We start from the raw sequence: 21,113 nt of genomic DNA on the forward strand, positions 1-21,113 counted from the left end.
ACGAGCTTGGACGTCTTCGACGCCACCCCGGCCGAACTCGCCTCCTGGATCAGAGGTCACTGGGGCATCGAGAACCTCCTGCACCACGTCCGTGATCGGACCTTCCGCGAGGACGACTCCAAGGTCCGCACCGGACACCTGCCCCGTACCATGGCCGGCCTACGCAACCTCGCCATCAGCATCTTCCGGCAGAACGGCGACACCAACATCGCCGCCGCCCTCCGGCACACCGGCCGCGACCACCGGCGGCCTCTGACAGCTCTGGGCCTTACGTGATCAACCCGGACAGATCGCGATCACGCAATGACCTTGGTCCACACCCCTCGCCGACTGCGGCTCGACGGCCTTGACGGCCTCGGTCACGGTCACGTTCCCGCTGGTCCCCGATGCATCTTCCTTGATCAGAAGTTACACCGAACGTTTTACAGTCCCTCGCCAAGACCCAGGGGCCTGGCTGACATTCAGCGGACCCAGCTTCACCAACACCGGGGGGAGGGGAGAAGATACAGCGGCAGGCACGGGCCACCTCTTGATCGTTGAGCTTAGACACCCCAATGATCACGAAGCCCGTGCCTGCTTTGCTATGCACCCCGACCGGTCGCCGCCCGACCAACCCGCGCGACCCAGGAACTTGATCAAGTCCTGACAGGACGGTGCCGTGGCGAGCGACTTTCCACCTTTCCCGGCGGCCGCATCCCTCATGTTTTTGAGTCGGCGATCTCGATACAGGCGGCCGATTCTTTTCTTTTCGCGAGAGCGCGAAACAGCTTGCGAGGAACTTGGAGGCGTTGAGCACCGGGGTCATTCGTTGCAAAGGTGTATCCGGCCGTCTCGGCGCAGAGTGGCAGCGGACGTCAGCGCCTACTGCTCGCCACCCTGGCATCGAGAGCTGTCCACCCTTGCATGACCCGATGCGGGGGCCGGGGGTACGCGTGAGGTGACTGGGCAACACGGTGCGCCGACCCGGCGGCGGTACCTGGACGTGGCTGGATCGAGCCCGGGCGCTGCGCCCGGTCCTCGTGCGCAGCGTGCTTCCCCGTTTCAGCGACCGGCTCGCCGGCCGGTCCCGGCACACCGGCTCACTGCGTACGCTCACTGTGCGATTGGCGCGAGAATTTCGCGCGCCCGCGTGCGCCGGTGCAAACGACTGCGTCCTTTGCCGTATTGTCATGAACTTTCGAGCGTGCATGCCTGAGAGTGAACTATTCCCCTGTTTTCGATGGCCGGCTTGCCATTCGGGTGAACTCTTGCGTGCCGGATACCGGGCGGTGACTCTCGTACACATTTTCATCAACTCGCCTCGCACTGCACGGCATTGGCAGGGAAAGCAGTTCGTTTCGCGAAAGCCGTACACATGGCGCCCTACTCCTCGGGTCCGGTGCGGTCAAGCACACAGAACAGTGATTGCATTGCTCAACGACATCTCCCTAGCGTGGCCGTGATGACGTTTCGCGATTCGGACGGGGATGCACCGCCGTGTCCTCCCCGGACATCACATGGGACCGATGGACGTCGAAAGTCCTCGGAATCCGTATCGGGGAAACGCACCACCTCACGAAAAAGCGGTCCCGCCACGAGCCCGACCGCTTCCCTCCTTCAGAAGCGGCACACCATGACCAACACCACCAACGCCCTGCTCGGCTGGTCTCCCGAAGCCGTCGTCTTCGACTGCGACGGCACGCTGATGGACACCGAACGCCACTGGCAGGACGCACGCAACCACGTGTTCCGGGCCTTCGGGATCCACCCCGCCCCGGGCTTCGCCGAGCGGGCCAAGGGCATCCACTACGTCGACTGCGGTCGGATGATGGCCCAGGAGGCGGCCAAACCCGAACTGACGGCGGAGATGACCGATTCGCTGCTTTACCACTTCATGGCGCGGGTCGCCGAGGACCCGGTCACGATGCCCGGAGCCGCCGCCCTCGTACGCCGGCTCGCCGGACGCCTTCCCCTCGCGGTGGCGAGCAACTGCCCTGTGGCGGTGGTGGAGTCGAGTCTGGACAGGGCCGGGCTGCTGGGTCACTTCGAGCACGTCCTGGTCCCGAGCGAAGAGGACGCCCGCGCCGGGAGAGGAGAGCCGGTGCGCCCGAAGCCGTGGCCGGACCTCTACCTGACGGCCGCCCGCCGGTGCGGTGTTGCACCGCACCGGTCCCTGGCCGTCGAGGACTCGATGGCGGGGATCGAGTCGGCCCGGCGGGCCGGGCTGCGTGTCGTCGGGGTGGGCCCGCGCCCGCAGCCCGAGGACGCGGACCGGGCCGACCTGTGGGTGGCGTCCCTGAACGACCCGGATCTGTCGGCCTGGGTGGAGTCCTGGTCGGCGCCCGGTGCGCGGGGATAGAGGCCGGCGGCCCACTCAGCCCAGGCGCGTGCCGAGGTCCTCCACGACTGTTTCCGCGGAGGCGAAGAACAGCGCGATGCCCACCGCGCCCGGGTCGGGGACTCCTTCGGCGCGTTCGCCGAGGTAGCTGGAACGTCCCATCCTGGCGCGCAGGCGTGCGGTGCTGCGCACTCCGGCCCAGGCCGCGTCGGCGGCCAGGGCCAGGGCCCGCGCGGGCGGGGTGTCGTCCGGGGCGGCCCGGAGGGCCTCGGCCGCCGGGCCCAGCGCGTCGACCAGGGTCTTGTCGCCGGGTGCGGCGTCACCCACTCGGCGGATGGCTGCCAGGCCGTCCGCCGCTCCGGCTGCGAAGGCCGGCGTGGTGGCGGCCCCCGAGTCGGTCACTGCGGCGGCCAGCGACTGGAACAGCAGGCCGAACAACGGGCCGCTGGTGCCGCCGACCTCGTCGAGGAAGGCGGTGGCCGCGGCGTGGAGAGACGCGGCGGGGTCACCGCCCGACGGGGGACCCGCGTCGAGACGCCGAAGGGTGAAGTGTGCTCCGGTGCTGAGGTTGATGCCGAAGTCGCCGTCGCCCACTTCCTGGTCCAGGGAGGTGAGGGAGTCCTTCGCGGTGAGGGCGGACTGCACGAAGCGACGCATCCAGGCGTCGGGGGAGAACGCGTCAGGGGACGTGCTGGTCGTCATGGGGTGCCTCCCGTACTCGGGGGAACGCTCTCGGGGACGGTCGTGTGCCGCCTTCTCACCACCGCATGGCGGCGGTCCGCACGGGCGCGTCGTACAGGCTCAGGACCTCGTGGTCGGCGGCGAGCAGGGTGAGGGAGAAGCCGCGCATGTCCAGGGCGGTGACGTACTCGCCGACGAGAGAACGGGCGGGTTCGACACCACGGTCGTCGAGCAGGCCGCAGACCTCGGCATGGACGGCGTGCAGCTCCAGCGAGGTGACGGCCCCGAGGCCGTTGACCAGGACGATGACGGAGGAGTCCCCGGTCGGGGAGAGCGCGTCCAGAAGCGCCAGGGTCATCCGCTCCACGAGGGGTCCGAGGAGTTCCCGGCGGATGGTCTCCCGGGCACGCTCGCCGTGGATGCCGACCCCGTACTCCAGTTCCGCCGGGTCGAGGAGGAAGGCGGGTTTGCCGGTCGTGGGGGCGGTGTGGGCGGCAGAGGCCACGGCAAGGGTGCGACAACTCGCGGCGAGACGGGTACCGAGCACCCGGAGTTCCCGGAGACCGAGGCCGGTGTCGGCCGCCGCCCCCAGCACCTTCTCGATCAGGACGGCGCCGCCCGTGCCCCGGCGGCCCGCGGCGATGTCCTCGGAGTCGGTCGCGAGGTCGTCGTCGACCAGGACACGGGCGCACGGGATGCCACGGTGGGCGAGCCGTTCGGCGGCGATGCCGAAGTTGATCCGGTCCCCGGTGTAGTTCTTCACGATGTGCAGCACACCCTCGGACCGGGCCGCGGCGAGGGACCCCTCGTACACCTGCCGGTTGTGCGGTGAGGCGAACACGAGCCCCGGGCAGGCGACGTCCAGCATCCCCCGGCCGACGTATCCGGCATGCAGGGGTTCGTGCCCCGACCCTCCGCCCGAAAGGAGGCCGACCCTCCGGGCGGGTGCCGGGTCGCGGGCCAGGAGGAAGCCGTGGTGGTGGTCGAGCGTGAGCAGATCCGCGTGGGCCCGGGCGAAACCCCTGAGTGCCTCCGGTACCAGGGTGCCGTCACCGTTCTCGAAGTACGATGCCATCCAGGTCCTCCGTCGTCGAGGGCCGCGGGCGGCCGGGCCCTCCCGCCGAGGTGATTTACATGCTGCGCTCTCGACCGCCCCGGGGCAATTCGTGGAGCAGTCGATCACACATTCGTACGCACCCGGGACGATCGGCTGATCCCGAGGTACTCACCGCGTCCCACTCCTCGCTGCCCAGGGCTCACCTCACCGGCGGCCACCGCAGCAGCGCGCACACCGGCGCAGGCAGTCTGCGACGCACCGCAGAGCTGCCCGGATCGGTCCGCGTACAGGCGGACGAGCCCACACTCCGCCTCCGCGGAGCACCGGCGGGGGCACCCGGCGCCCACGGGGGGCCACGCCGCGTCCGGCCCTCCCCGATCCGCGCGCACCGCCTTGGTGATACTGCCACTGATACTGTTGTTCCTGTTCCAGTATCACCAAGGGGGAACCCGTGCCTGCTGACCGCGTACTGCCCAGCCACGGAGCGGTCCGACTGCTCCACGACGTTCGCACCGTGGCGCGGGAGACGCTCGCGCCGCACGCCGCCGCGGCCGAGGCGGCGGCGGTCTTCCCCCGTGACACCTTTCGGGTCCTGGGCGGCACGGGCATGCTCGGGCTCCCCTACCCCGCGGAGTTCGGCGGCGGGGGCTGGCCCCACGAGGTGTACCTACAGGCGCTGGAAGAGGTGGCGACGGTCTGGGCCACGGCGGGGGTCGGGGTGTCGGTCCACGTCATGGCCTGCTTCCCGCTCGTCCACTTCGGCACGCAGGAGCAGCGCCGGCGGTGGCTGCCGGACATGCTCGGCGGGCGGACGCTCGGCGCGTACTGCCTCTCCGAGCCCGATGCCGGCTCCGATCCGGCGGCGATGCGCACCCGGGCGGTCCGGGACGGCGACCACTACGTCGTGGACGGGCTCAAGGCATGGACCACGCACGGCGGCCACGCGGACTTCTACACGGTGATGGCCCGCACCTCCGACCACCGTTCGCGGGGGATCTCCTGCTTCCTCGTCCCCGCTGACACTCCCGGCCTCACCGCCGACCCGCCCGAACGCAAGATGGGGCTGACCGGATCGGCCACGGCGAGCATGCGGCTCGACGGCGTACGGGTGCCCGCGTCTCGGCGGATCGGCGAGGAGGGGCAGGGCCTGCCGATCGCCCTCGCCGCCCTCGACCACGGCCGCATGGGCATCGCAACCGTCGCCACCGGGCTCGCCCAGGCGGCGCTGGACGCGGCGGTCGATCACGCCTGCCACCACGAGTCCTCCGGTGCGCGACTCATCGAGCAGCAGGGACCGGCGTTCGCGCTGGCGGACATGGCGACCGCCGTCGCCTCGGCCCGCGCGGCCACGCTCGCCGCGGCGCGCCGCAAGGACCTGGGCCTGGACTTCGGGCGTGACGCGTCCATCGCCAAGCTGCTCGCGACGGACAACGCCATGAGGGTGACCGGTGGCGCCGTCGATCTCCTGGGCGACGAGGGGTACTCGGCCGACCGTCCGGTCGAGCGCTACATGCGCGAGGCCAAGGTCATGCAGATCTTCGAGGGCACCAACCAGATACAGCGCCTGCTGATCGGCCGCGCGCTGCGCACCGCCGGCGCGGGCCTGCTGACCGCCGCGCCCGCCGCCGACCACCCGGTTCGGGCCGCCGACGCCCGCCCGGCGGACGGGGCCCTGCCCACGGCTCCGCGCTGAGCGGAGCCGACCGCCGGCACCGCGATCAGGAGGCGACGGCGTGCACGAGGAGCGAGGCCAGTTCGGCGAACGCCTCCGAGTCGGTCAGCCCGGTGCGGGACCCGACCTCGCCCCGCTGGATCGCCTCCATGGTCGCCGCGGCCACCTCCCCGACGAACGCGGCGTGCACCTCGCGGAAGGCTCCCGCGGCGACGCCTTCCGTGATCAGTTCGCGGACGCGGTCGGCGGCGAGGCGGGTGTTCGCCTCGTACACCTCCCGAGTGACGTCGAGCTCGGCCATGTCGTCGAGGAACCGGCGCGACAGGGGATGCAGCTGCTCGGCGACGGCCGTGAGGTAGACGACCACCCGCTGCGCCGGGGCGGCGGTGTCCGCCACCTGCTTCTCCACCGCGGCCGTCGCGTTCCTGAAGTAGTGCTTGACCGCCTCGCGCACCAGGCCCTGCTTGCTGCGGGCGAGCTGGTACAGCGTCGTCTTCGAGCAGTGCAGGCGTTCCGCCAGGACGTCGAGGGTGAACGCGGCGAACCCCTCCGCGACCATGAGCGCCACCAGCCGCTCCAGAAGATCGGTCTGATGTGCGGTGCGACGCGTGGCTGGCATGGGCGCAAGGATATCGAGAGGCCCCGTACCCGGCGCCGGCCCACGGACGCCCGGTTCCACCGCGGGCAGCGGAGCCCGTCGGGAGATCTTGCCGGGATTGAGCAGCCGTGCGGGTCGAGAGCCTTCTTCACCGCGTGGTGCACCGCCATCAGCTCGGACGACACCGCGGCCGCGAGGCCCGGCCGCTTGAGCAGCCCGACACCGTGCTCCCCCGTGGCCGTCCCGCCGAGCACGATCGCTTCGGCGATGATTCCCTTGAAAGCCCACTGGGCACGGATTCTCACGGCCTCGTCACCGGGCGGCGCGACCGGCAGCCGGTGCAGATTGCCGTCACCGGCGTGCGCGATGTTCGCGATCACGAAGTCGTGCCGGCCGAACGTGTCGGGGGCGAGCACTCCTGGTGGGTGGTGGACGCGCTGGTAGGCAGCGGGGCGGAGCACGCCCCCGACACCTTCGTACCGCTGTGGATCGCCGCCGGCTGGCCCTTCCGGCGCTCCGGCGCCCGGAGCGGGACAGCACCTGGGGAGGACTGGTTCGCGCTGCCGCAGGCTCCGTGACACGCCCTGGGCCCGTACGCCGCGCCCGGCACCCGGCACCCGGTGAACGCGGGGTCGGGGGCCGGGGCGGGGGCGGGGGCGTCAGCGAACGGTGGCGGTCATCGGCTCGTCCGCCGGTGGACGAGGGAGGGCCCGGGGGCCCCTCGCGAGAATGGTGAGGAGGAGGACGGCCATCACAGCGACCCCCGCCCACATGGCCTGCTGCCAACCGTCGACGAAGGACTGCCGCGCGGCGTCGGCGAGTGACGGTCCGTGCGCACCCGCACCCTCGGCGGCACCCAGAGCGTTGGCGACGCCTTCCCGGGCCGTCTCGGCCGCCCCCTGCGGGACGCCGTCGAGCCTACCGTCGATGGCGTTGCGGTATCCGGAGGAGACGAGTGCGCCGAGCAGGGCGACGCCGAGCGCGGTGCCGAATTCGCGGGTGACGTCGTTGAGTGCCGAGGCGACACCCTGGCGTTCGCGCGGCAGGGAGGCGGTGATGGCCTCGGTCGAGGGCGTCATCGACAGGCCCATGCCGATGCCCATGGCGAGCATGCCGGGAAGGATGGAGAGGTAGCCGCCGTCGACGGAGACGCTGCCTGCCATCAGGGTCAACCCGGCACCGAGCAGGAGGATTCCGGTGGCCATGGCCGCGCGGGGGCCGGTACGCGTGACCAGTTCGGGGGCGAGGCCGGAGGCCGCCATCATGAGCAGGGCCATCGGCATCAGCGCGAGCGTGGACAGCAGCCCCGACCAGCCGAGCACCGCCTGGAAGAACAGGAACAGGACGACGAATACGCCGGCCTGCACACCGAACACCACCAGCAGCGTCAGCGATCCGCCGGCCAGCCCGCGCTCACGGAACAGTCGCACGTCCAGCAGCGCGGCGTCCCGGAGGCGCAGCTCCCGGACGACGAAGCCGATGGCGGCGAGGACGCCGACGGCGAGGCCGATCAGGGTGCCGGGCGCGGTCCAGCCGCGTTCCGGCCCCTCCTGGAGGACGAAGATGAGCCCGACCACGGCGAGGACGGAGGTCAGCGCACCGACCGTGTCGAAGGAGTGGCCGGGAGCCTCGCGGGAGTCGGGCACCGAGCGCAGCGCCATGACCAGGGCGACGAGGACCAGGACCACGGGCAGGACGAACAGCCACCGCCAGTTCGCGACGTCGACCAGGGCGGCCGAGAGGAACATGCCCAGGACGCCACCGCCCCCGGCGACGCCGGTCCACACGCCGATCGCCCGGCCGCGCGCCTCTTCGGGGAAGGTCGTGGTGATGACCGCAAGCGTGATGGGCATGATCATCGCCGCGCCGACCCCGCTCACCAGGCGCGCGGCGAGCATCACCTCGACCGTCGGGGCGAGTCCCGCCGCCGCGCTCGCGAGGCCGAAAACGGTCAGGCCGGTGAGCAGCATGCGCTTGCGGCCCCAGCGGTCCCCGAGCGCGCCGAGCGGCAGCAGCAGTGCAGCCAGGCCGAGGGTGTAGATGTTGATCATCCACAGGATCGTGCCCTGGGAGGCCCCGAACGCGACGGCGAGATCGGGTTGGGCGACGTTCAACCCGGACACCGAGGCGATGACGGCCATCAGCGCGACGCAGACCGTGACCAGGATCGTGCGGCGCCGTCGGGCGTCCGGGACGGTCGAACCGTCCGCGGCGCCCGGGTGCGTGGCGCGTTTCGGCTCGGCCGCACGGGCGCGGGGAAACCGGTTGGTACTCATGGGGTCCTCTCGACGGGGGGGGGGACGAAACGCCGGTGCCGGACGGCGCCGGCGAAGGCGGGCGGAGGGCGGGCCGCCGGTGGCGGAGGGCGGAGCGTCGCGGGCGGGGCACGGGCGTGCCACGGAGGCGCGGACGGGCGCAGCCTCCGGGGTCCGGAGCAGGCCGTCGACCGGGCCTGGGTCGGGCCGACGTCGGGCCTCAGCCGGGCGCTGGGCCGGGTCGAGCCGGGGTCAGGCCGCGCGGGTGACGGGCCCGGAGGCGGCCAGGGCGGCCTCGGTGTCGGCGGTGACGAGGTCGGCGTTGATGTGGGCGCCGGCCAGGGCACCCGCCGCGGCCGAGGCTCCCACCTGGGCGGCCGGCTCGGTGGCGTTGCCGGCCACCCACACGCCGCGAACGTCGGTGGCGCCGGTCGGACCGGAGGCGAGGCGCCAGCCCGTGCCGCCGGGCAGGTCCTCCCCCGGGAGGGCGAGCCCGTCCAGGCCCTCGGTGCGGGCGTGCATCGCGGTGGCCACCGCGAGAACCCTGCGGGCCACGACCCGCCCGTCGGTCAGCCGCACGCCCGCCACGGCGCCGTCCTCCGTCGGCACGACCTCCTGCACCGGGGTGTCCTCGACGCGGATGCCGCGGGCGGCGAAGCGGGCGCGGGTCGCCTCGTCCAGCGCGGTCCCGCGGGTGAAATGGACGAGGTCGTCGGTCAACTGTCGGAACAGCAGGGCGTGGTGGACGGAAGCGGAGCCGGCGGAAAGGATACCGATCGGTTCGTCGCGCGCCTCCCAGCCGTGGCAGTAGGGGCAGTGCACCACACCGCGTCCCCAGTGCTCCGCCAGCCCCGGCACCTCGGGCAGTACGTCGCGGACCCCGGTCGCCACCAGCAGGCGTCGCGCCGTCAGCGTGCGGCCGTCGGCCAGGGCGACTGTGAACCGCGGATCGCCCTCGGCGGACGGTGTGGACGGGGCAGCGGAGGCCACCGTGCCGGTCACGACCCGGCCGCCGTACCGCAGCACCTCGGTGCGGCCGGTGCGCAGCAGTTCGGCCGGCGGGGTGCCGTCCAGACCAAGCAGCCCGTGTACACCTTCGGCGGGCGCGTTGCGGGGCGTACCGCTGTCGATCACGACGACCGAACGGCGGGATCGGGCGAGCATCAGCGCGCCGTTGAGGCCCGCCGCGCCGCCTCCGATCACCACGGCGTCGGCGGTCGCACCGGGCAGTGGCCCCGTCGGGTGTGGGGACGTGCGCACAGTCATGGTCTCGTCGCCTTCCTCTCGTGGCGGATCCCGGTCGTTCCGGCACCGCTGGGGACGACGGTAAGCATGGTTTGCATCGGGGGCATACACTCTTGCTCATGACGCAAGATGATGACGACCTGGACAGCCTGGTGCGCAAACGCATCCGCGCGCTGCGGATGGCGCAGGGCTGGTCGCTGGAGGAACTGGCGACGCGCGCCCGGCTCAGCCAGTCCACGCTCAGCCGCATCGAGAACGGTCAGCGCCGCCTGGCCCTGGACAGCCTGGTCACCCTCGCCCGGGCCCTGGACACCACCCTCGACCAACTCGTCGAGACCGCCGCGGACGACGTCATCACCAGCCCGGTGATCGACGGCGCGCACGACCGGATGCGCTGGCCCGTGAAGGCGGATCCCGGCATGACCGTCATCCGTCAGCGGATGACCGAGCCGCCACCGGACAACCCGGCACGGATGCGCGCCCACCCCGGCCGGGAGTGGCTCGTCGTGCTCTCCGGCACCGCGACCCTGATGCTCGGTCATCGCCGCTTCCGGGTCGAGACGAACCAGGCCGCGGAGTTCCCCACCATGCTCCCGCACGCCATCGGCACCGCGGGGGGGCCGTGCGACATTCTCGGCATCTTCGACCGCGACGCGCGCCGCAGCCACCAGCGCGGGAACGGCGAGGGCGACACCGGCGGTGCCTGACCCCGCAGGCTCCGCACCCCGCACGGGGACGCACCCGGGGCCACCTTGCGCTTCGGGCACCGCACAGAGCCGTCGTCTTGCGGTAGGAGCAAAGGTTCGTGCCAAAACCGCTCGACGGTCCTAATGTGGCGCCCATGAGCCAAATACCCTCGCACGCAGCCCACCACAGCCACAGCCACAGCGATCGCCGCACGGACGACGACCGCACCGGCGGCACGGAGCACTCGGAGCACAGCAGTCACGGCCAGGGACACGGCCACCACGACCACGACCAGGTGGAGCTGCTCGATCTGGACGCGGAGGTCCTCGCCGAACACCTCGCCTCCCTCGTCGGATGGCTCCCCGTGAAGAGCGGGCCGCACCGGATCCTGGATCTCGGCAGCGGCACGGGGACCGGCACGTTCGCCCTCCTCGCCCGCTTCCCCGAAGCGCGGGTCACCGCCGTGGACTCCTCGGCGGCGCATCTGCGGCGCCTGCGCGAGAAGGCGTGCACGTACGGGGTGGAGCAGCGTGTCCGCACGGTGCAGGCCGACCTCGATTCCGAGTGGCCCGACCTCGGCACACCCGACCTCGTGTGGGCCTCGGCTTCGCTGCACCACATGGCCGACCCGGAAGCGGTGTTGCGCAAGGTGCACGCCGCCCTCGCACCCGGTGGCCTGTTCGTCGTCGTCGAACTGGCCCGCTTCCCCCGGTTCCTGCCCGAGGGCGCTCCCGAGGACCGGCCCGGGCTGGAAGAGCGCCTCCACGCCGTGGGCGACCACCGCCACGCCGGGCAGTTGCCGCACCTGGGCGCCGACTGGGGTCCGATGCTGACCGCGGCCGGGTTCGCCGTGGAGGGCGAACGCACCGTGGACGTGCACGTCGAGGGATCAGGCAGCGAGGCGATCGGCCGCTACGCATTCAGCGGTGTGCGACGCCTCCGGGACGCCACAGCCGACGCGCTGACTGCCGAGGACCTCGCCGCGCTCGACCGGCTGCTCGACCCCGACGACCCCCGTGGCCTACTGCGCCGTGACGACCTGGCGGTGCGCACCGAACGCAGCGTGTGGGCCGCGCGTCGCGAACGCTGACGTTTCGGTCCCGGAGCCGCCACCGTGCACCGCCCCGCCCGCCCCGCCCGGGTTTCCGGGAATCCCGGGCGGGGCGGGCGACACTCCGGTCAGGCCGCCACAGGAGCCGCACGACCGGGTTCCGGGAAGGAGAAGAGACACGATGACGACGACCCACCACATACCCGGGCTCCCCTTCGTCCTCGCCTCCTCGCCCCCTCGCCCAGCGCGAGGTGGCGCGTCGACGAGGCCGCCGGCCCGGTGGCGGTCACCGCGTCGCCCCGCAGCGACCTCTTCATCGCCCCGGGCGCGGACGACGGCGCCGGGACGGGGGCCGAGGGTACACAGGGCACCTCCGACGCCGTGACGCTGCTCGGCATCCCACCGGAGGGCGACTTCCGGTTCGGCGCCCGCGTCACCGTCGGATTCGGAGCCGCTTTCGACGCCGGCGCGCTGCTCCTGCGGATCGATGACCAGCACTGGGGCAAGCTCTGCTTCGAGTACTCCCCAGCCCGCGAGCCCGTGGTCGTCGCGCGCGGCGTCGCCGACGATGCCAACGCCTTCACCGTGGACGGACGGTGTGGCTCCGGGTCTCCCGGATCGGTCGCGCCTTCGCCTACCACGCCTCCCTGGACGGCAGCCCCTGGCGGCTGGTCCGCCACTTCGCGCTCCACGACCCGGCCGCGCCCGTCACTCTCGGGTTCGAGGCGCAGTCGCCGACCGGTGACGGCTGCGAGGTCCGCTTCGACGACGTCCGCGTCACCCGTGAGCGGCTGGACGAGCTCCGCGACGGCTCCTGAACCCGGGCGGGCCCGCGGTCCTCAGCCGCCGGACTGGACACCGGTGACGTAGAGGCCCCGGACGAGGCCCGGTCCGGGGTGACGGATGGTTCCCGCGAGTTCGCGCCCCTCCTCCGCCGGTCGTCGCCTCCCCTCGGCGGGCAGGGGGATCTCGAAGTGCACGGTACCCACTCCCGGGCCGTGCTCACCTGTCGTGCGGGCGTCGAACACCTCGACAGCCGTACTGCGCCAGAAGGCCTCACTGCCGTCCACGTTGACGTTGGTGTGCAGGCAGATGTGCTCGTAGCCGGGTGTGGCGGCGACGAATTCGCACGCCCGGCGCACCAGGGTGCGCGCCAGCCCGCGCCGACGGTGGTCGGCTCGGACGTAGACCCTGACCAGTTGCGCCGTGGTGGCCGGCGCATAGCGTTCGGCGAGCCACCGCGGGTGCGGAGGGTGCTTCGGCCCGCCGGAACGTACGCCTGTCGTGGCCACCACCTCGCCTCCGTGCACGGCCACCAGCAGCAGGTGCCGCGGGGTCTCCAGGTAGGTGCCGCGCAGGTCGACGACATCGCGGTGCCAGGCGGGCACGTAGCCGTAGCCGAACTCCTGGTAGAAGGTGTCGAGCATCAGACGGCGGGCTCCGTCCACATCCGTCCCGGTGGCGGGGCGGACGGCGTACGGGACGTCAGGAGCGGCGTCGGTCATCGTGGTTCTCCGTGATCGGTGTTCGAGCGTGCGTCGCCGCAACGGGTTCCTGAGGGAAGGCGCCTGCCGGGCCCGGCCCTCCGGAGCGGAGAGGCGGGTGGTGCGGCAGCCACCGAGGGTCTCCGCGGAGAGCCCCCCGCGCGGCGGAGACCGCGGTCCACGCGGTGTTCGCAAACGACTCACCATCAGATGACACCGATAACGATTATCGCTACGGTGGGGCTCCGTCAAGCCGGACACGCCAGGCGCGGCGGTGCCACCGACACGCCTGGCGTCCTCAGCCCCCGGAGAAGGGAAACCGTGGCTCATCCGCTGAGGCGGCGAGAACCGGGTCGGGTCGATGAGCAGCCTGCTGCCACGTGCCCAGCAAGCGGAGGGCCACGAGTTCACCTTCGTCACCCGGACCTGCATCACTACCTGCGCCCCGCGTCCGAGAGCGGCACGCACCCCCTGCTCAACGCCCGCAACGTGCTGACGGCCGAGACGAACGAATTCGCCGCGCCACTTCCGGAGGTCGAGCGCCTGCCCGGGGCCCTGGCACCGGACGGGGTGGTCACCTCCTGCGACTACTACCCGGACGCCGCCCGGATCGTGCGTGCCGCCGGGGCGGAAGCCGCATCGCGCCCGGTGGTCGAGGTGCTGCGGATTCAGGGGGAGACCTGGTGACGCACAGCCGTCGGCCATGTCGGCAGGTCCGTGGGGCGCACGCTGGCCGCCGACGCCGGGGTCCGGCTCACGGGCGTGCTCTACCTCGCGGCGACCGCGGCGTTCCTCGGTGCGGGGACCGCTCCGGACGCCTCCGACCGGGTTGCGACGGCCGACCGCAACCGGACGGGGCTCTTCGTGCAGCCCTGGGCCGTGGTGGTGCCCGCCCTGCTGATCGTCGCCCTGACCCTGGGGAGCAACTCGCTCTTCGACGCCGCGCTGCAGAAGAAGGGAAGGCACACGTGAGGGTGATCGCCGAGCTCCGGGGGCGGCGCGTCGAGATCGGCGGCCGGGCGCTGGCCGACGAGGTGCTGGTCATGCGCGGCGGTCGCGTGGTGGAGTCCGGGCCGGTGGAGCGACCGGACACCTCGCCCCGGCACCCGGGGACCCGCGCACTCTTCACCGCCGGAACCGCCGCGCCCCCGCCCTCACGGCGGAAGCGGGGAGACGTACTACTGCGGGTCGCCCTCCTCACCGCACGACACGGACGAGTGTCCGTGCTCCGCCTCCGGGACGAACTGGCCCTGCGAGCGGGCGAATCACTGCCGGTCGTCGGCCGCTCCGGCAGCGATATGACGACGCTCGCATGCTGCGTCGCCGGACTCCACCGCGATTACGACGGCGGGATCGTGCTCGACGGTGATCCGCTGCCGCGAAGCCTGCGCGGTCGCAGCCGCGCGCGGTCGGCCGCGGTGCGGTACGTCTTCCGGGACGCACGGGCCGCGTTCGACGAGCAGCGGCCGGTGCTCGACCAGGTGGCACGTACAGCGGTCGGAATGCCCGGAGCCACCCCCGTCGCGGCTCCGTCCCGTCCGGGGGGGCGCCGCGCACCGGTTCGGGACCAAGCTCCGCCGGAGGTGCTCGCAGTGAATGTGCGCGGCGCGGAGGAACGAGCCGCCGGGCCCCAGGACCCACGCGCTCTCATCCCCGCCGGGCCGCCCACGAGGCCACGGCGCACCGGCACCGGTGTGGCGGCAGCCGGTGCGTGCTCCTTGCTGCTGCTCGCGTCACTCGCCTGGCGCGCAGGGCTCGGCGACTGGCTGACCCATCCGGCCCTCCTCGCCTGGCAGACGGTCTGCATCGCCCTCCTCGTCCAGTCACTGCCGTTCCTGATCCTCGGCACGGCGGTGTCCGGGGCGATCAGCGCCTTCGTGCCCGCCCGCGTGTTCCGCCGGGTGCTGCCCCGCAGCCCGGCACTCGCCGTTCCCGTGGCCAGCGCGGCAGGCGTGGTGCTGCCGGGGTGCGAGTGCGCCTCGGTACCGGTCGCGGGGAGCCTGATCCGGCGCGGGGTGACGCCGGCGGCCGCGTTCGCCTTCCTCCTCTCCGCTCCGGCAGTGAACCCCGTCGTCCTCGTCTCCACCGCGGTGGCCTTTCCCGGGAGTCCTGAGATGGTCGTGGCCCGGCTGGCGGCGTCGCTGCTCACCTCCGCGGTGATGGGCTGGCTCTGGCTTCGACTGGGCCGCGCCGAATGGCTGCGGATGCCCGCCCGGTTCACCGGGCACCGTCCCGGCCGCAGCAGGTGGGAGGAGTTCCGCCTGGGCTCTCAGCACGACTTCCTGCACGCCGGCGGCTTCCTCGTGCTCGGCGCGATGGCGGCCGCGGCCTTCAACGTGGCCGTCCCCCGTTCCGTGACATCGGCGTTCTCCGACCGGCCGTGGCTGTCCGTGCTCTTCCTGGCCGCTCTGGCCGTCGTTCTCTCGGTCTGCTCGGAGGCGGACGCCTTCGTGGCGGCGTCCCTCACCGGTTTCTCCCCCACCGCCCGGCTCGCGTTCATGGTGGTCGGTCCCATGGTCGACCTGAAGCTGATCGCACTCCAGTCGGGCACCTTCGGGCGCGCCTTCGCGCTGCGGTTCTCCGCGGCCACGACCGTGGTAGCCGTGTCCTTCAGTGTCCTCGTCGGGTGGTGGCTGTGGTGAACCGCATCTGGCAGTCGGTACTGCTCCTGCTGACGGGGGCGGGGGTACTGCGCGTCTCGCTTCTCGGGGACATCGCGCTGCGCTATGTGAGGGAAGGCCTCCAGCCCTTCCTGATCGTCTCCGGTCTCGTCCTGGTCGCTCTCGGACTGCTCGGCTCCGTGCGGGACGGGATCCGGCCCGGGGGCGTGCGGCGGCCGCCCCGGGGGGAGTGGCACGCGGAGGCAGACGCCCACGGGCACGGCCACTCCCGCGGACCACGGATCGCGTGGCTGCTCCTGCCACCGACACTGGCACTCCTGCTCTTCGCGCCCCCGGCCCTCGGTTCGTACACCGCCGCGCGCGAGAACCCGAAAATCGTCGAGGACTACCCCGGCTTCGAGCCCCTCCCGGCGAGCGGACCCGTCCGGCTGTCCGTGACGGAGTTCACCGCCCGAGTGCAGCAGCAGAGCGAGCAGGGCATCCGGGGCCGCACCCTCGTGCTGGAGGGGTTCGCCACCCGGGGCGAGGACGGAGCGTGGAGCCTGGCCCGGCTGCTCGTCGCCTGCTGCGCAGCCGACTCACAGGCACTCACCGTGCGGATGCACGACGTGGCCGCGCCGCCGGAGGACACCTGGGTACGGGTCACAGGCACCTGGCACCCGGGCGGCACGCTCGGCACCGTGTCCGCCGCCCTCGCACTGGACGTGACCTCCCTGCGGCACACCCCCGAGCCCTCCAGCCCGTACGTCGATCGCGCGCCCTCCCCCGGTCCGGTCGGTGCCCGCGAGCCGGGCTGAGCCGCCCCCAGTTGCCCGTACCCGGCCCGGTCGTGCACGGGGCCGGGGGTACCACCGGTCGCCGCACGCGGAGCGCCACAGCACCGCCTTCCCGATCTCGGCGGAGCCGTCCCGGGCGAGGGCCGGACGAAGCCGCAGCCGAGGACCCCGCAGGCGGTCGGGCCGACACCCGGGACCCCGGAGCGCGGGCGCCACCTCCTCCTCCACCGCCCGGGGGTGGAAGACACCGGCACCGGGAGCTGCCGCGGTGTCAGGCGTCCTCGCGGTAGAGGTCGGTGAGCAGGGCCACGGCGTCGCGGGTGCCCTGCTGTACGCGCTGGCCGCGGGGGTGCTGTCCTCGGCCGTCCCCTTCCTCGCCGACCTGCTCACCCTGCGTCGGGTCCCGGCCCGCTTCCTCGGGGTGTTCATGAGCGTCAACCCGGTGTTCGCCACGCTGATCGGCATGCTCGTCCTCGGCGGGCGCCTCGCTGCGGTGTCCTGGCTGGCGGTCGCGGTGATCGTCCCGGCCAACGCGGTGGCCGCGTCCGGTGCGGCACGTCCTTCCGGCTCCGCTGCCCACCTGGACGAGCCGTCCAGGTGCTAGACTCTGATTCCAAACGATAAGGGCCCGGACGGGTGCGCGCAGGCGGCGCCAAGACGAGCCCGGAAACGGGACGGAGGAAGCGGTGACGGCCCAGGAGCAGGACGCGATCATCGCCGCGCTCGGCCCGGTCGTCGACGGGATCGCCGCGACCCTGGGCCCGGTCTGCGAGGTCGTGGTCCACGACTTCCGCCGCCCGGAGCGGTCCGTGGTGGCTCTCGCGGGCTCGGTGACCGGCCGCGCGGCCGGGGGGTCGATGAGCGAGATCGGCATGGGGGTACTGGCCCGCGGGGACAAGGCGGCGGACGAGCTGAACTACCTCACCCGCACCGCCTCCGGGAAGCTGGTCAAGTCCTCCACCGTGGTGCTGCACGACTCGGGCGGGACGGTGTTCGGGGCTCTGTGCCTCAACCTCGACGTCACGGCCGTGAACCAGGCGCAGGCCCTGCTCGGCGGACTGGCGGGCATCGAGGGACAAGTGTCCGTGCCGACGACCACCTTCGGCGACGACATCGAGTCGGTGGTCGACACCCTCGTCGACACACACCAGTTGCACCAGAACAAGCCGTGGACCGAGCTCAGCCGGACCGAACGCCTGGAACTGTTCCGGGGCCTGGACGGGCGCGGGGTCTTCGCCGTGCGCGGCGCCGCGCGGCAGGTCGCCACCCGGCTCGGGATCTCCCGGGCCTCCGCCTACAACTACCTCGCCGAGGCCAGGAAGACCCCGGGCAGCGCCGAGGCCGCACACACCGACGGCAGGAGCACCGAGGTTCCCGCCGCGGGCGCCCGCCCCGGGCGCCGCACCCCTGAGGACGGAGCAGACACGTGACGCACACCCCGCCGATCACCCTGGACGACGTGCGCGACGCCGCCGCGCGGATCAAGGGCGTGGCCCACCGGACCCCGGTGGTGCGCTCGCGCACCCTGGACCGGCTCGTCGGGGCGCAGGTGTTCATCAAGTGCGAGAACTTCCAGCGCGTCGGCGCGTTCAAGTTCCGCGGCGCGTACAACGCGGCCTCCAGGCTCGATCCTGCGCAGGTGTCCGCGGGGATCGCCGCCTACTCCTCGGGAAACCACGCGCAGGCCGTGGCGCTGTCGGCGCGCGAACTCGGCACCAAAGCGGTCATCGTGATGCCGGCGGACACCCCGCAGTCGAAGCTCGACGCCACCGCCGGCTACGGCGCCGAGATCGTCACCTACGACCGCTACACCGGCGACCGGGTCGCCATCGGGGAGGCGCTGGCCGCCGAGCGCGGTCTCACCCTGATCCCGCCGTACGAGCATCCGCACGTCATGGCGGGGCAGGGCACCGCCGCCCTGGAACTGATCGAGGAGACCGGCGATCTCGACGCGCTGGTCGTGCCCGTCGGGGGCGGCGGACTCCTCGCGGGCAGCGGCACGGCCGCCAAGGGCCTGCGGCCAGCCACCCGGATCATCGGGGTCGAGCCGGAGGCCGGCGACGACACCAAGCAGTCCCTGGAGGCGGGGCGCCGGATCTCCGTTCCGGTCCCCCGCACGATCGCCGACGGGCAGGCGGCGGAGATCCCGGGCGCGCTGACGTTCTCCGTCAACCAGCAGGTGTGCGACGAGATCGCCCTGGTCGGCGAGGACGAGATCCGTGCGGCGATGCGGCTGACCTTCGAGCGGCTCAAGATCGTCGTGGAACCGAGCGGTGCGACCGCGCTGGCCGCACTGCTGGCCGGCCGGACCGGACCGGTGCCCCCGCGGGTCGGCGTCATCGTCTCCGGCGGCAACATCGGTACCGCCCGCTTCGCCGAGATCCTCGGCGGCTGAGACCCGTCCGTCGTTCCGACCACTGGGCCCTGTCGCGGCGGACGGAACGACGGGCGAACCGGCGGACGGAACGGCGGACGGAACGGCGGACGGAACGGCGGACGGACGCTCCGGCCGGCGGACGGCGCCGCGGGTGCCGCCGGTCAGTGCCGCTCCACCTCCGCCGCCGGGTCTCCGCGGAGCGCGGCGAGGGCAGACGGCGGGTCGAGGACGTCGGCCGCGTAGTGGACGCCGGGCGGCACGGAGTCGTCGAGGGTCCGCAGGACGGCCAGCGCGGTCAGGAAGCCGCTCAGCTCGCAGGGGTCCTCGGCTCGCAGGGTGAGCGTCGCCGCGGGCGGACCGGCGGCCGATCCGTCCCAGAGACGGAACTCCTGGCCGTACCAGGCTCCGTGCCGCCGCGCGTCCGCCTCGGCGGCCGCTGCCAGATCGGCGGTGCCGTTGCTCTCCAGCGCCCAGGCCATCGCCAGTTCCTCGGCGAGCCGCTCGCCGCCGAAGACGGTGTACCAGCGCACCTGCTCGACCCCGGTGGCCCGGGCGAGCCGGACCGCCTCCGTGGAGAGGAAGGGGAAGGCATCCACCGGTCGGGGGAAGGCCGCCGCGCGCACTCCGCGTCGCGGCTCCGACGACCGCTCGGCGACCCGGCCCTCCTGCCAGGAGGCGCCCGGTGTGCCGTGCTCCGGGCCGCGGGCGAGCAGGACGTCCCCGGCCGCGGCGGGACTGAGCGGCGCGACGCCGCCCAGGTAGGCCTCCAGCAGGACCGGTCGCGCGGCGTCGGCGGCAAGCACCCGGGGCAGCAGCCCGGACAGCCCCGGCAGCGCTCCGGCGGAGAGCACGGACACGCGCCCGGCGCCCGCCCAGTGGGCTGCGTCCAATCGGTTGCCGACCGGGTCGTCCCCGGCGGCGTCCACGTAGTCGGCGCCGTGGCGCAGCGCGGCGGCGGCCACCGTGTCCAGCACCCGGTAGGCGGAGCCGGCGCAGTTGACGACCAGTCGGCAGCGGGCGGCGAAGCGGGCGAGGGACTCCGGGTCGTCGAGGTCGACGGCGGCGCCGGCCGCAGCGGGACCCCCGCCTGAGGGCATCCCCAGCGTGTCGAGCAGGGCGTCGGCCCGGGTGCGGTCACGGCCCGCGATCAGCAGTGGGGCGACCCCCGCCCGGTGCCTACGAGCGCGGCCTCCTCCGCCCCCAGGACTGAGCCGGACCGGGGGCGCGAGCCCGACTCCGGCGAAGCGCCGGAACCACCGGAGCCCCGGAACCACCGGAAAGCGCTCGGCCGGGCGCCGGCAGCGGGCGAGCCGGGCTCACCCTCCCCGGCGAGCCTCCGCCACCCCGTGGCCGGTAGCCTGCGTCACCATGACGCGCACCTGGCTCCTTCCCCTCCTGTTCGTGACCGGCGGCACGGCCACCGCGGCGGGCCTGACGGCCGCAGGAAGCCCCGGGACGGCCGCAGTACTCCTGCTGCTGTTCGCACTGCTCGCGGGCGTCAACTCGCCCCTGGCGTTCCCGAGGCCCATCGGCGCGCTGGAGGCGCAACGCCGCAGCACCGTTGACGGCCGGCCCGTCGTCTACTGGCGACCCGGCTGCCCGTACTGCCTGCGCCTGCGCCTGCGGTTGGGCCGCAGCGCCCGCCGGCTGCACTGGGTCGACATCTGGCGGGACCCGGCCGGGGCGGCGGCGGTGCGGGCGGCCAACGGCGGCGACGAGACGGTGCCGACCGTCGTCGTGGCGGGCCGGCCGCACACCAATCCCGACGCCGGATGGGTACGCACCCAGCTCCCCACTTCCGCCTGACCGGGCGGCGCCCTGCGGGCAGGACTCCGGGACAGGGTGGCCGACCAGGCGCCGGACAGCGTCCGCGGACGGCCGCGCGCGACCGCCGCGAAACCCCCGGTGAGCCCGCGCACCGGGGTAACGGGGGAAGCTCAGCGGGTGACGAGGTGGAGCCCCGAACCGGACTCCCCCGCGGTGACTCGCAACCCGTGCGCGGCGAGTTCGGTCGCGAGCTGCCCGGCGGTGAAGACGTACCAGGTGTTCCGGGCGGTGAACTCGGAGACGACACGGCCGTCCTCCACCGTCCGGTAGGTCATCGACCAGGTCACCGCTTCGTCACCGGCCGGCTCGGCCGACGCGGAGCCGGTGTAGCTGCGCCGCCCCACCCGGGCCTCACCCATCGGAGCCGCGGGCACGACCACCGGTTCCGTCGGGGGTGCAGATTGAGAACGGCCCGGCCGCCGGGGGCCAGCCGAGCGGCCAGCAGCCCCCAGAGGGCTTGGCGCT

The 21,113-nt window shown here is 73.0% G+C and carries 19 protein-coding genes and 4 pseudogenes; 14 read left to right on the forward strand and 9 right to left on the reverse strand.

Annotated features, from left to right (window positions below; genetic code table 11):
• Together H300_RS0119540 and H300_RS0119550 are read left to right on the forward strand one after the other, a co-directional pair.
• Nucleotides 1–276 (forward strand): annotated as a pseudogene (locus H300_RS0119540) (ISAs1 family transposase); the annotation flags it as partial.
• Between the two features lie 1,336 nt (nucleotides 277–1,612).
• Nucleotides 1,613–2,338 carry an HAD family hydrolase gene (locus H300_RS0119550; protein ID WP_028428761.1) on the forward strand — a complete coding sequence of 242 codons (726 nt, stop codon included), beginning with the start codon at nucleotides 1,613–1,615 and terminating at the stop codon, nucleotides 2,336–2,338.
• A 15-nt stretch (nucleotides 2,339–2,353) separates the two neighbouring features.
• Here the strand turns inward: H300_RS0119550 and dhaL are convergent, their stop codons facing one another.
• Nucleotides 2,354–3,019 (reverse strand): dihydroxyacetone kinase subunit DhaL, encoded by a 666-nt coding sequence (dhaL, locus tag H300_RS0119555; RefSeq protein WP_028428762.1) that lies wholly within the window; start codon nucleotides 3,017–3,019, stop codon nucleotides 2,354–2,356.
• A gap of 55 nt (nucleotides 3,020–3,074) precedes the next feature.
• On the reverse strand, nucleotides 3,075–4,073 hold the full coding sequence (locus H300_RS0119560) for a dihydroxyacetone kinase subunit DhaK (protein WP_028428763.1): 999 nt from the start codon (nucleotides 4,071–4,073) through the stop codon (nucleotides 3,075–3,077).
• Between the two features lie 433 nt (nucleotides 4,074–4,506).
• Here H300_RS0119560 and H300_RS28000 point away from each other — a divergent pair, with 433 nt between their 5' ends.
• Entirely contained in the window at nucleotides 4,507–5,748 is a 1,242-nt protein-coding gene (locus H300_RS28000; RefSeq protein ID WP_078516149.1) for an acyl-CoA dehydrogenase family protein, read from the forward strand.
• Between the two features lie 25 nt (nucleotides 5,749–5,773).
• On the opposite strand, the gene H300_RS0119570 is transcribed toward H300_RS28000, so the two are convergent.
• Together H300_RS0119570 and H300_RS32630 are read right to left on the reverse strand one after the other, a co-directional pair.
• Entirely contained in the window at nucleotides 5,774–6,346 is a 573-nt protein-coding gene (locus H300_RS0119570; RefSeq protein WP_028428764.1) for a TetR/AcrR family transcriptional regulator, read from the reverse strand.
• Nucleotides 6,347–6,510: 164 nt separating this feature from the next.
• Nucleotides 6,511–6,786: pseudogene (locus H300_RS32630) on the reverse strand (FAD-linked oxidase C-terminal domain-containing protein); the annotation flags it as partial.
• On the opposite strand from H300_RS32630, the gene H300_RS32635 reads away from it, so the two are divergent.
• A complete protein-coding gene (locus tag H300_RS32635) occupies nucleotides 6,712–6,903 on the forward strand; it encodes a hypothetical protein (protein WP_486583953.1) in 192 nt (63 codons plus the stop codon). The pseudogene H300_RS32630 and the gene H300_RS32635 sit on opposite strands and share 75 nt — an antisense overlap.
• An 81-nt stretch (nucleotides 6,904–6,984) precedes the next feature.
• Here the strand turns inward: H300_RS32635 and H300_RS0119580 are convergent, their stop codons facing one another.
• Together H300_RS0119580 and H300_RS0119585 are read right to left on the reverse strand one after the other, a co-directional pair.
• Nucleotides 6,985–8,601 carry an MFS transporter gene (locus tag H300_RS0119580; RefSeq protein WP_051270229.1) on the reverse strand — a complete coding sequence of 539 codons (1,617 nt, stop codon included), beginning with the start codon at nucleotides 8,599–8,601 and terminating at the stop codon, nucleotides 6,985–6,987.
• Nucleotides 8,602–8,832: 231 nt separating this feature from the next.
• Nucleotides 8,833–9,846, reverse strand: a complete 1,014-nt coding sequence (locus tag H300_RS0119585) for an NAD(P)/FAD-dependent oxidoreductase (RefSeq protein WP_028428767.1) — start codon at nucleotides 9,844–9,846, stop codon at nucleotides 8,833–8,835.
• A 98-nt stretch (nucleotides 9,847–9,944) separates the two neighbouring features.
• On the opposite strand from H300_RS0119585, the gene H300_RS0119590 reads away from it, so the two are divergent.
• From H300_RS0119590 to H300_RS28015, 3 genes and pseudogenes are all read left to right on the forward strand, one after another.
• On the forward strand, nucleotides 9,945–10,532 hold the full coding sequence (locus tag H300_RS0119590) for a helix-turn-helix domain-containing protein (RefSeq protein WP_028428768.1): 588 nt from the start codon (nucleotides 9,945–9,947) through the stop codon (nucleotides 10,530–10,532).
• 134 nt (nucleotides 10,533–10,666) lie between these two features.
• Nucleotides 10,667–11,602 (forward strand): class I SAM-dependent methyltransferase, encoded by a 936-nt coding sequence (locus H300_RS28010; RefSeq protein WP_078516150.1) that lies wholly within the window; start codon nucleotides 10,667–10,669, stop codon nucleotides 11,600–11,602.
• A gap of 201 nt (nucleotides 11,603–11,803) precedes the next feature.
• Nucleotides 11,804–12,381 (forward strand): annotated as a pseudogene (locus H300_RS28015) (DUF1349 domain-containing protein); the annotation flags it as partial.
• Nucleotides 12,382–12,402: 21 nt separating this feature from the next.
• Here H300_RS28015 and H300_RS28020 read toward each other — a convergent pair.
• Nucleotides 12,403–13,068, reverse strand: coding sequence for a GNAT family N-acetyltransferase (locus tag H300_RS28020; protein ID WP_078516151.1), 666 nt, complete (start codon nucleotides 13,066–13,068; stop codon nucleotides 12,403–12,405).
• A 573-nt stretch (nucleotides 13,069–13,641) separates the two neighbouring features.
• Here H300_RS28020 and H300_RS28025 point away from each other — a divergent pair.
• From H300_RS28025 to H300_RS0119640, 6 genes and pseudogenes are all read left to right on the forward strand, one after another.
• Nucleotides 13,642–14,019 (forward strand): annotated as a pseudogene (locus tag H300_RS28025) (ABC transporter permease subunit); the annotation flags it as partial.
• A 626-nt stretch (nucleotides 14,020–14,645) separates the two neighbouring features.
• The gene (locus tag H300_RS0119620) at nucleotides 14,646–15,689 is read left to right on the forward strand and encodes a permease (RefSeq protein WP_078516157.1); all 1,044 of its coding nucleotides are present in this window, start codon (nucleotides 14,646–14,648) and stop codon (nucleotides 15,687–15,689) included.
• Nucleotides 15,683–16,465: a TIGR03943 family putative permease subunit gene (locus tag H300_RS0119625; RefSeq protein ID WP_486583954.1), complete on the forward strand. Its 783-nt coding sequence runs from the start codon at nucleotides 15,683–15,685 to the stop codon at nucleotides 16,463–16,465. Before H300_RS0119620 ends, H300_RS0119625 begins: the two co-directional genes overlap by 7 nt.
• A 247-nt stretch (nucleotides 16,466–16,712) precedes the next feature.
• Nucleotides 16,713–17,048: an EamA family transporter gene (locus H300_RS32640; RefSeq protein ID WP_028428773.1), complete on the forward strand. Its 336-nt coding sequence runs from the start codon at nucleotides 16,713–16,715 to the stop codon at nucleotides 17,046–17,048.
• 82 nt (nucleotides 17,049–17,130) lie between these two features.
• Nucleotides 17,131–17,874, forward strand: a complete 744-nt coding sequence (locus H300_RS28035; protein WP_078516152.1) for a helix-turn-helix transcriptional regulator — start codon at nucleotides 17,131–17,133, stop codon at nucleotides 17,872–17,874.
• A complete protein-coding gene (locus tag H300_RS0119640) occupies nucleotides 17,871–18,839 on the forward strand; it encodes a pyridoxal-phosphate dependent enzyme (protein ID WP_028428774.1) in 969 nt (322 codons plus the stop codon). The genes H300_RS28035 and H300_RS0119640 overlap by 4 nt, the downstream gene beginning before the upstream one ends.
• 143 nt (nucleotides 18,840–18,982) lie before the next feature.
• Here H300_RS0119640 and H300_RS28040 read toward each other — a convergent pair whose 3' ends face one another.
• On the reverse strand, nucleotides 18,983–20,095 hold the full coding sequence (locus H300_RS28040) for a saccharopine dehydrogenase NADP-binding domain-containing protein (RefSeq protein WP_078516153.1): 1,113 nt from the start codon (nucleotides 20,093–20,095) through the stop codon (nucleotides 18,983–18,985).
• A 94-nt stretch (nucleotides 20,096–20,189) separates the two neighbouring features.
• Between H300_RS28040 and H300_RS0119650 the strand changes: the two genes are divergently transcribed.
• The gene (locus H300_RS0119650; RefSeq protein ID WP_028428775.1) at nucleotides 20,190–20,627 is read left to right on the forward strand and encodes a glutaredoxin domain-containing protein; all 438 of its coding nucleotides are present in this window, start codon (nucleotides 20,190–20,192) and stop codon (nucleotides 20,625–20,627) included.
• A gap of 131 nt (nucleotides 20,628–20,758) precedes the next feature.
• Here the strand turns inward: H300_RS0119650 and H300_RS29490 are convergent, their stop codons facing one another.
• Nucleotides 20,759–21,022 carry a hypothetical protein gene (locus tag H300_RS29490; protein WP_158678401.1) on the reverse strand — a complete coding sequence of 88 codons (264 nt, stop codon included), beginning with the start codon at nucleotides 21,020–21,022 and terminating at the stop codon, nucleotides 20,759–20,761.
• Nucleotides 21,023–21,113 lie beyond the last annotated feature (91 nt).

This window comes from Streptomyces sp. TAA040 (assembly GCF_000424845.1).

Coding starts and splice junctions, on each gene's coding strand:
- H300_RS0119550 (WP_028428761.1), top strand. CDS start 1,613: ATGACCAACACCACCAACGCCCTGCTCGGCTGGTCTCCCGAAGCCGTC.
- H300_RS0119560 (WP_028428763.1), bottom strand. CDS start 4,073: ATGGCATCGTACTTCGAGAACGGTGACGGCACCCTGGTACCGGAGGCA.
- H300_RS28010 (WP_078516150.1), top strand. CDS start 10,667: ATGAGCCAAATACCCTCGCACGCAGCCCACCACAGCCACAGCCACAGC.
- dhaL (WP_028428762.1), bottom strand. CDS start 3,019: ATGACGACCAGCACGTCCCCTGACGCGTTCTCCCCCGACGCCTGGATG.
- H300_RS0119570 (WP_028428764.1), bottom strand. CDS start 6,346: ATGCCAGCCACGCGTCGCACCGCACATCAGACCGATCTTCTGGAGCGG.
- H300_RS28020 (WP_078516151.1), bottom strand. CDS start 13,068: ATGACCGACGCCGCTCCTGACGTCCCGTACGCCGTCCGCCCCGCCACC.
- H300_RS0119590 (WP_028428768.1), top strand. CDS start 9,945: ATGACGCAAGATGATGACGACCTGGACAGCCTGGTGCGCAAACGCATC.
- H300_RS0119580 (WP_051270229.1), bottom strand. CDS start 8,601: ATGAGTACCAACCGGTTTCCCCGCGCCCGTGCGGCCGAGCCGAAACGC.
- H300_RS0119650 (WP_028428775.1), top strand. CDS start 20,190: ATGACGCGCACCTGGCTCCTTCCCCTCCTGTTCGTGACCGGCGGCACG.
- H300_RS0119585 (WP_028428767.1), bottom strand. CDS start 9,846: ATGACTGTGCGCACGTCCCCACACCCGACGGGGCCACTGCCCGGTGCG.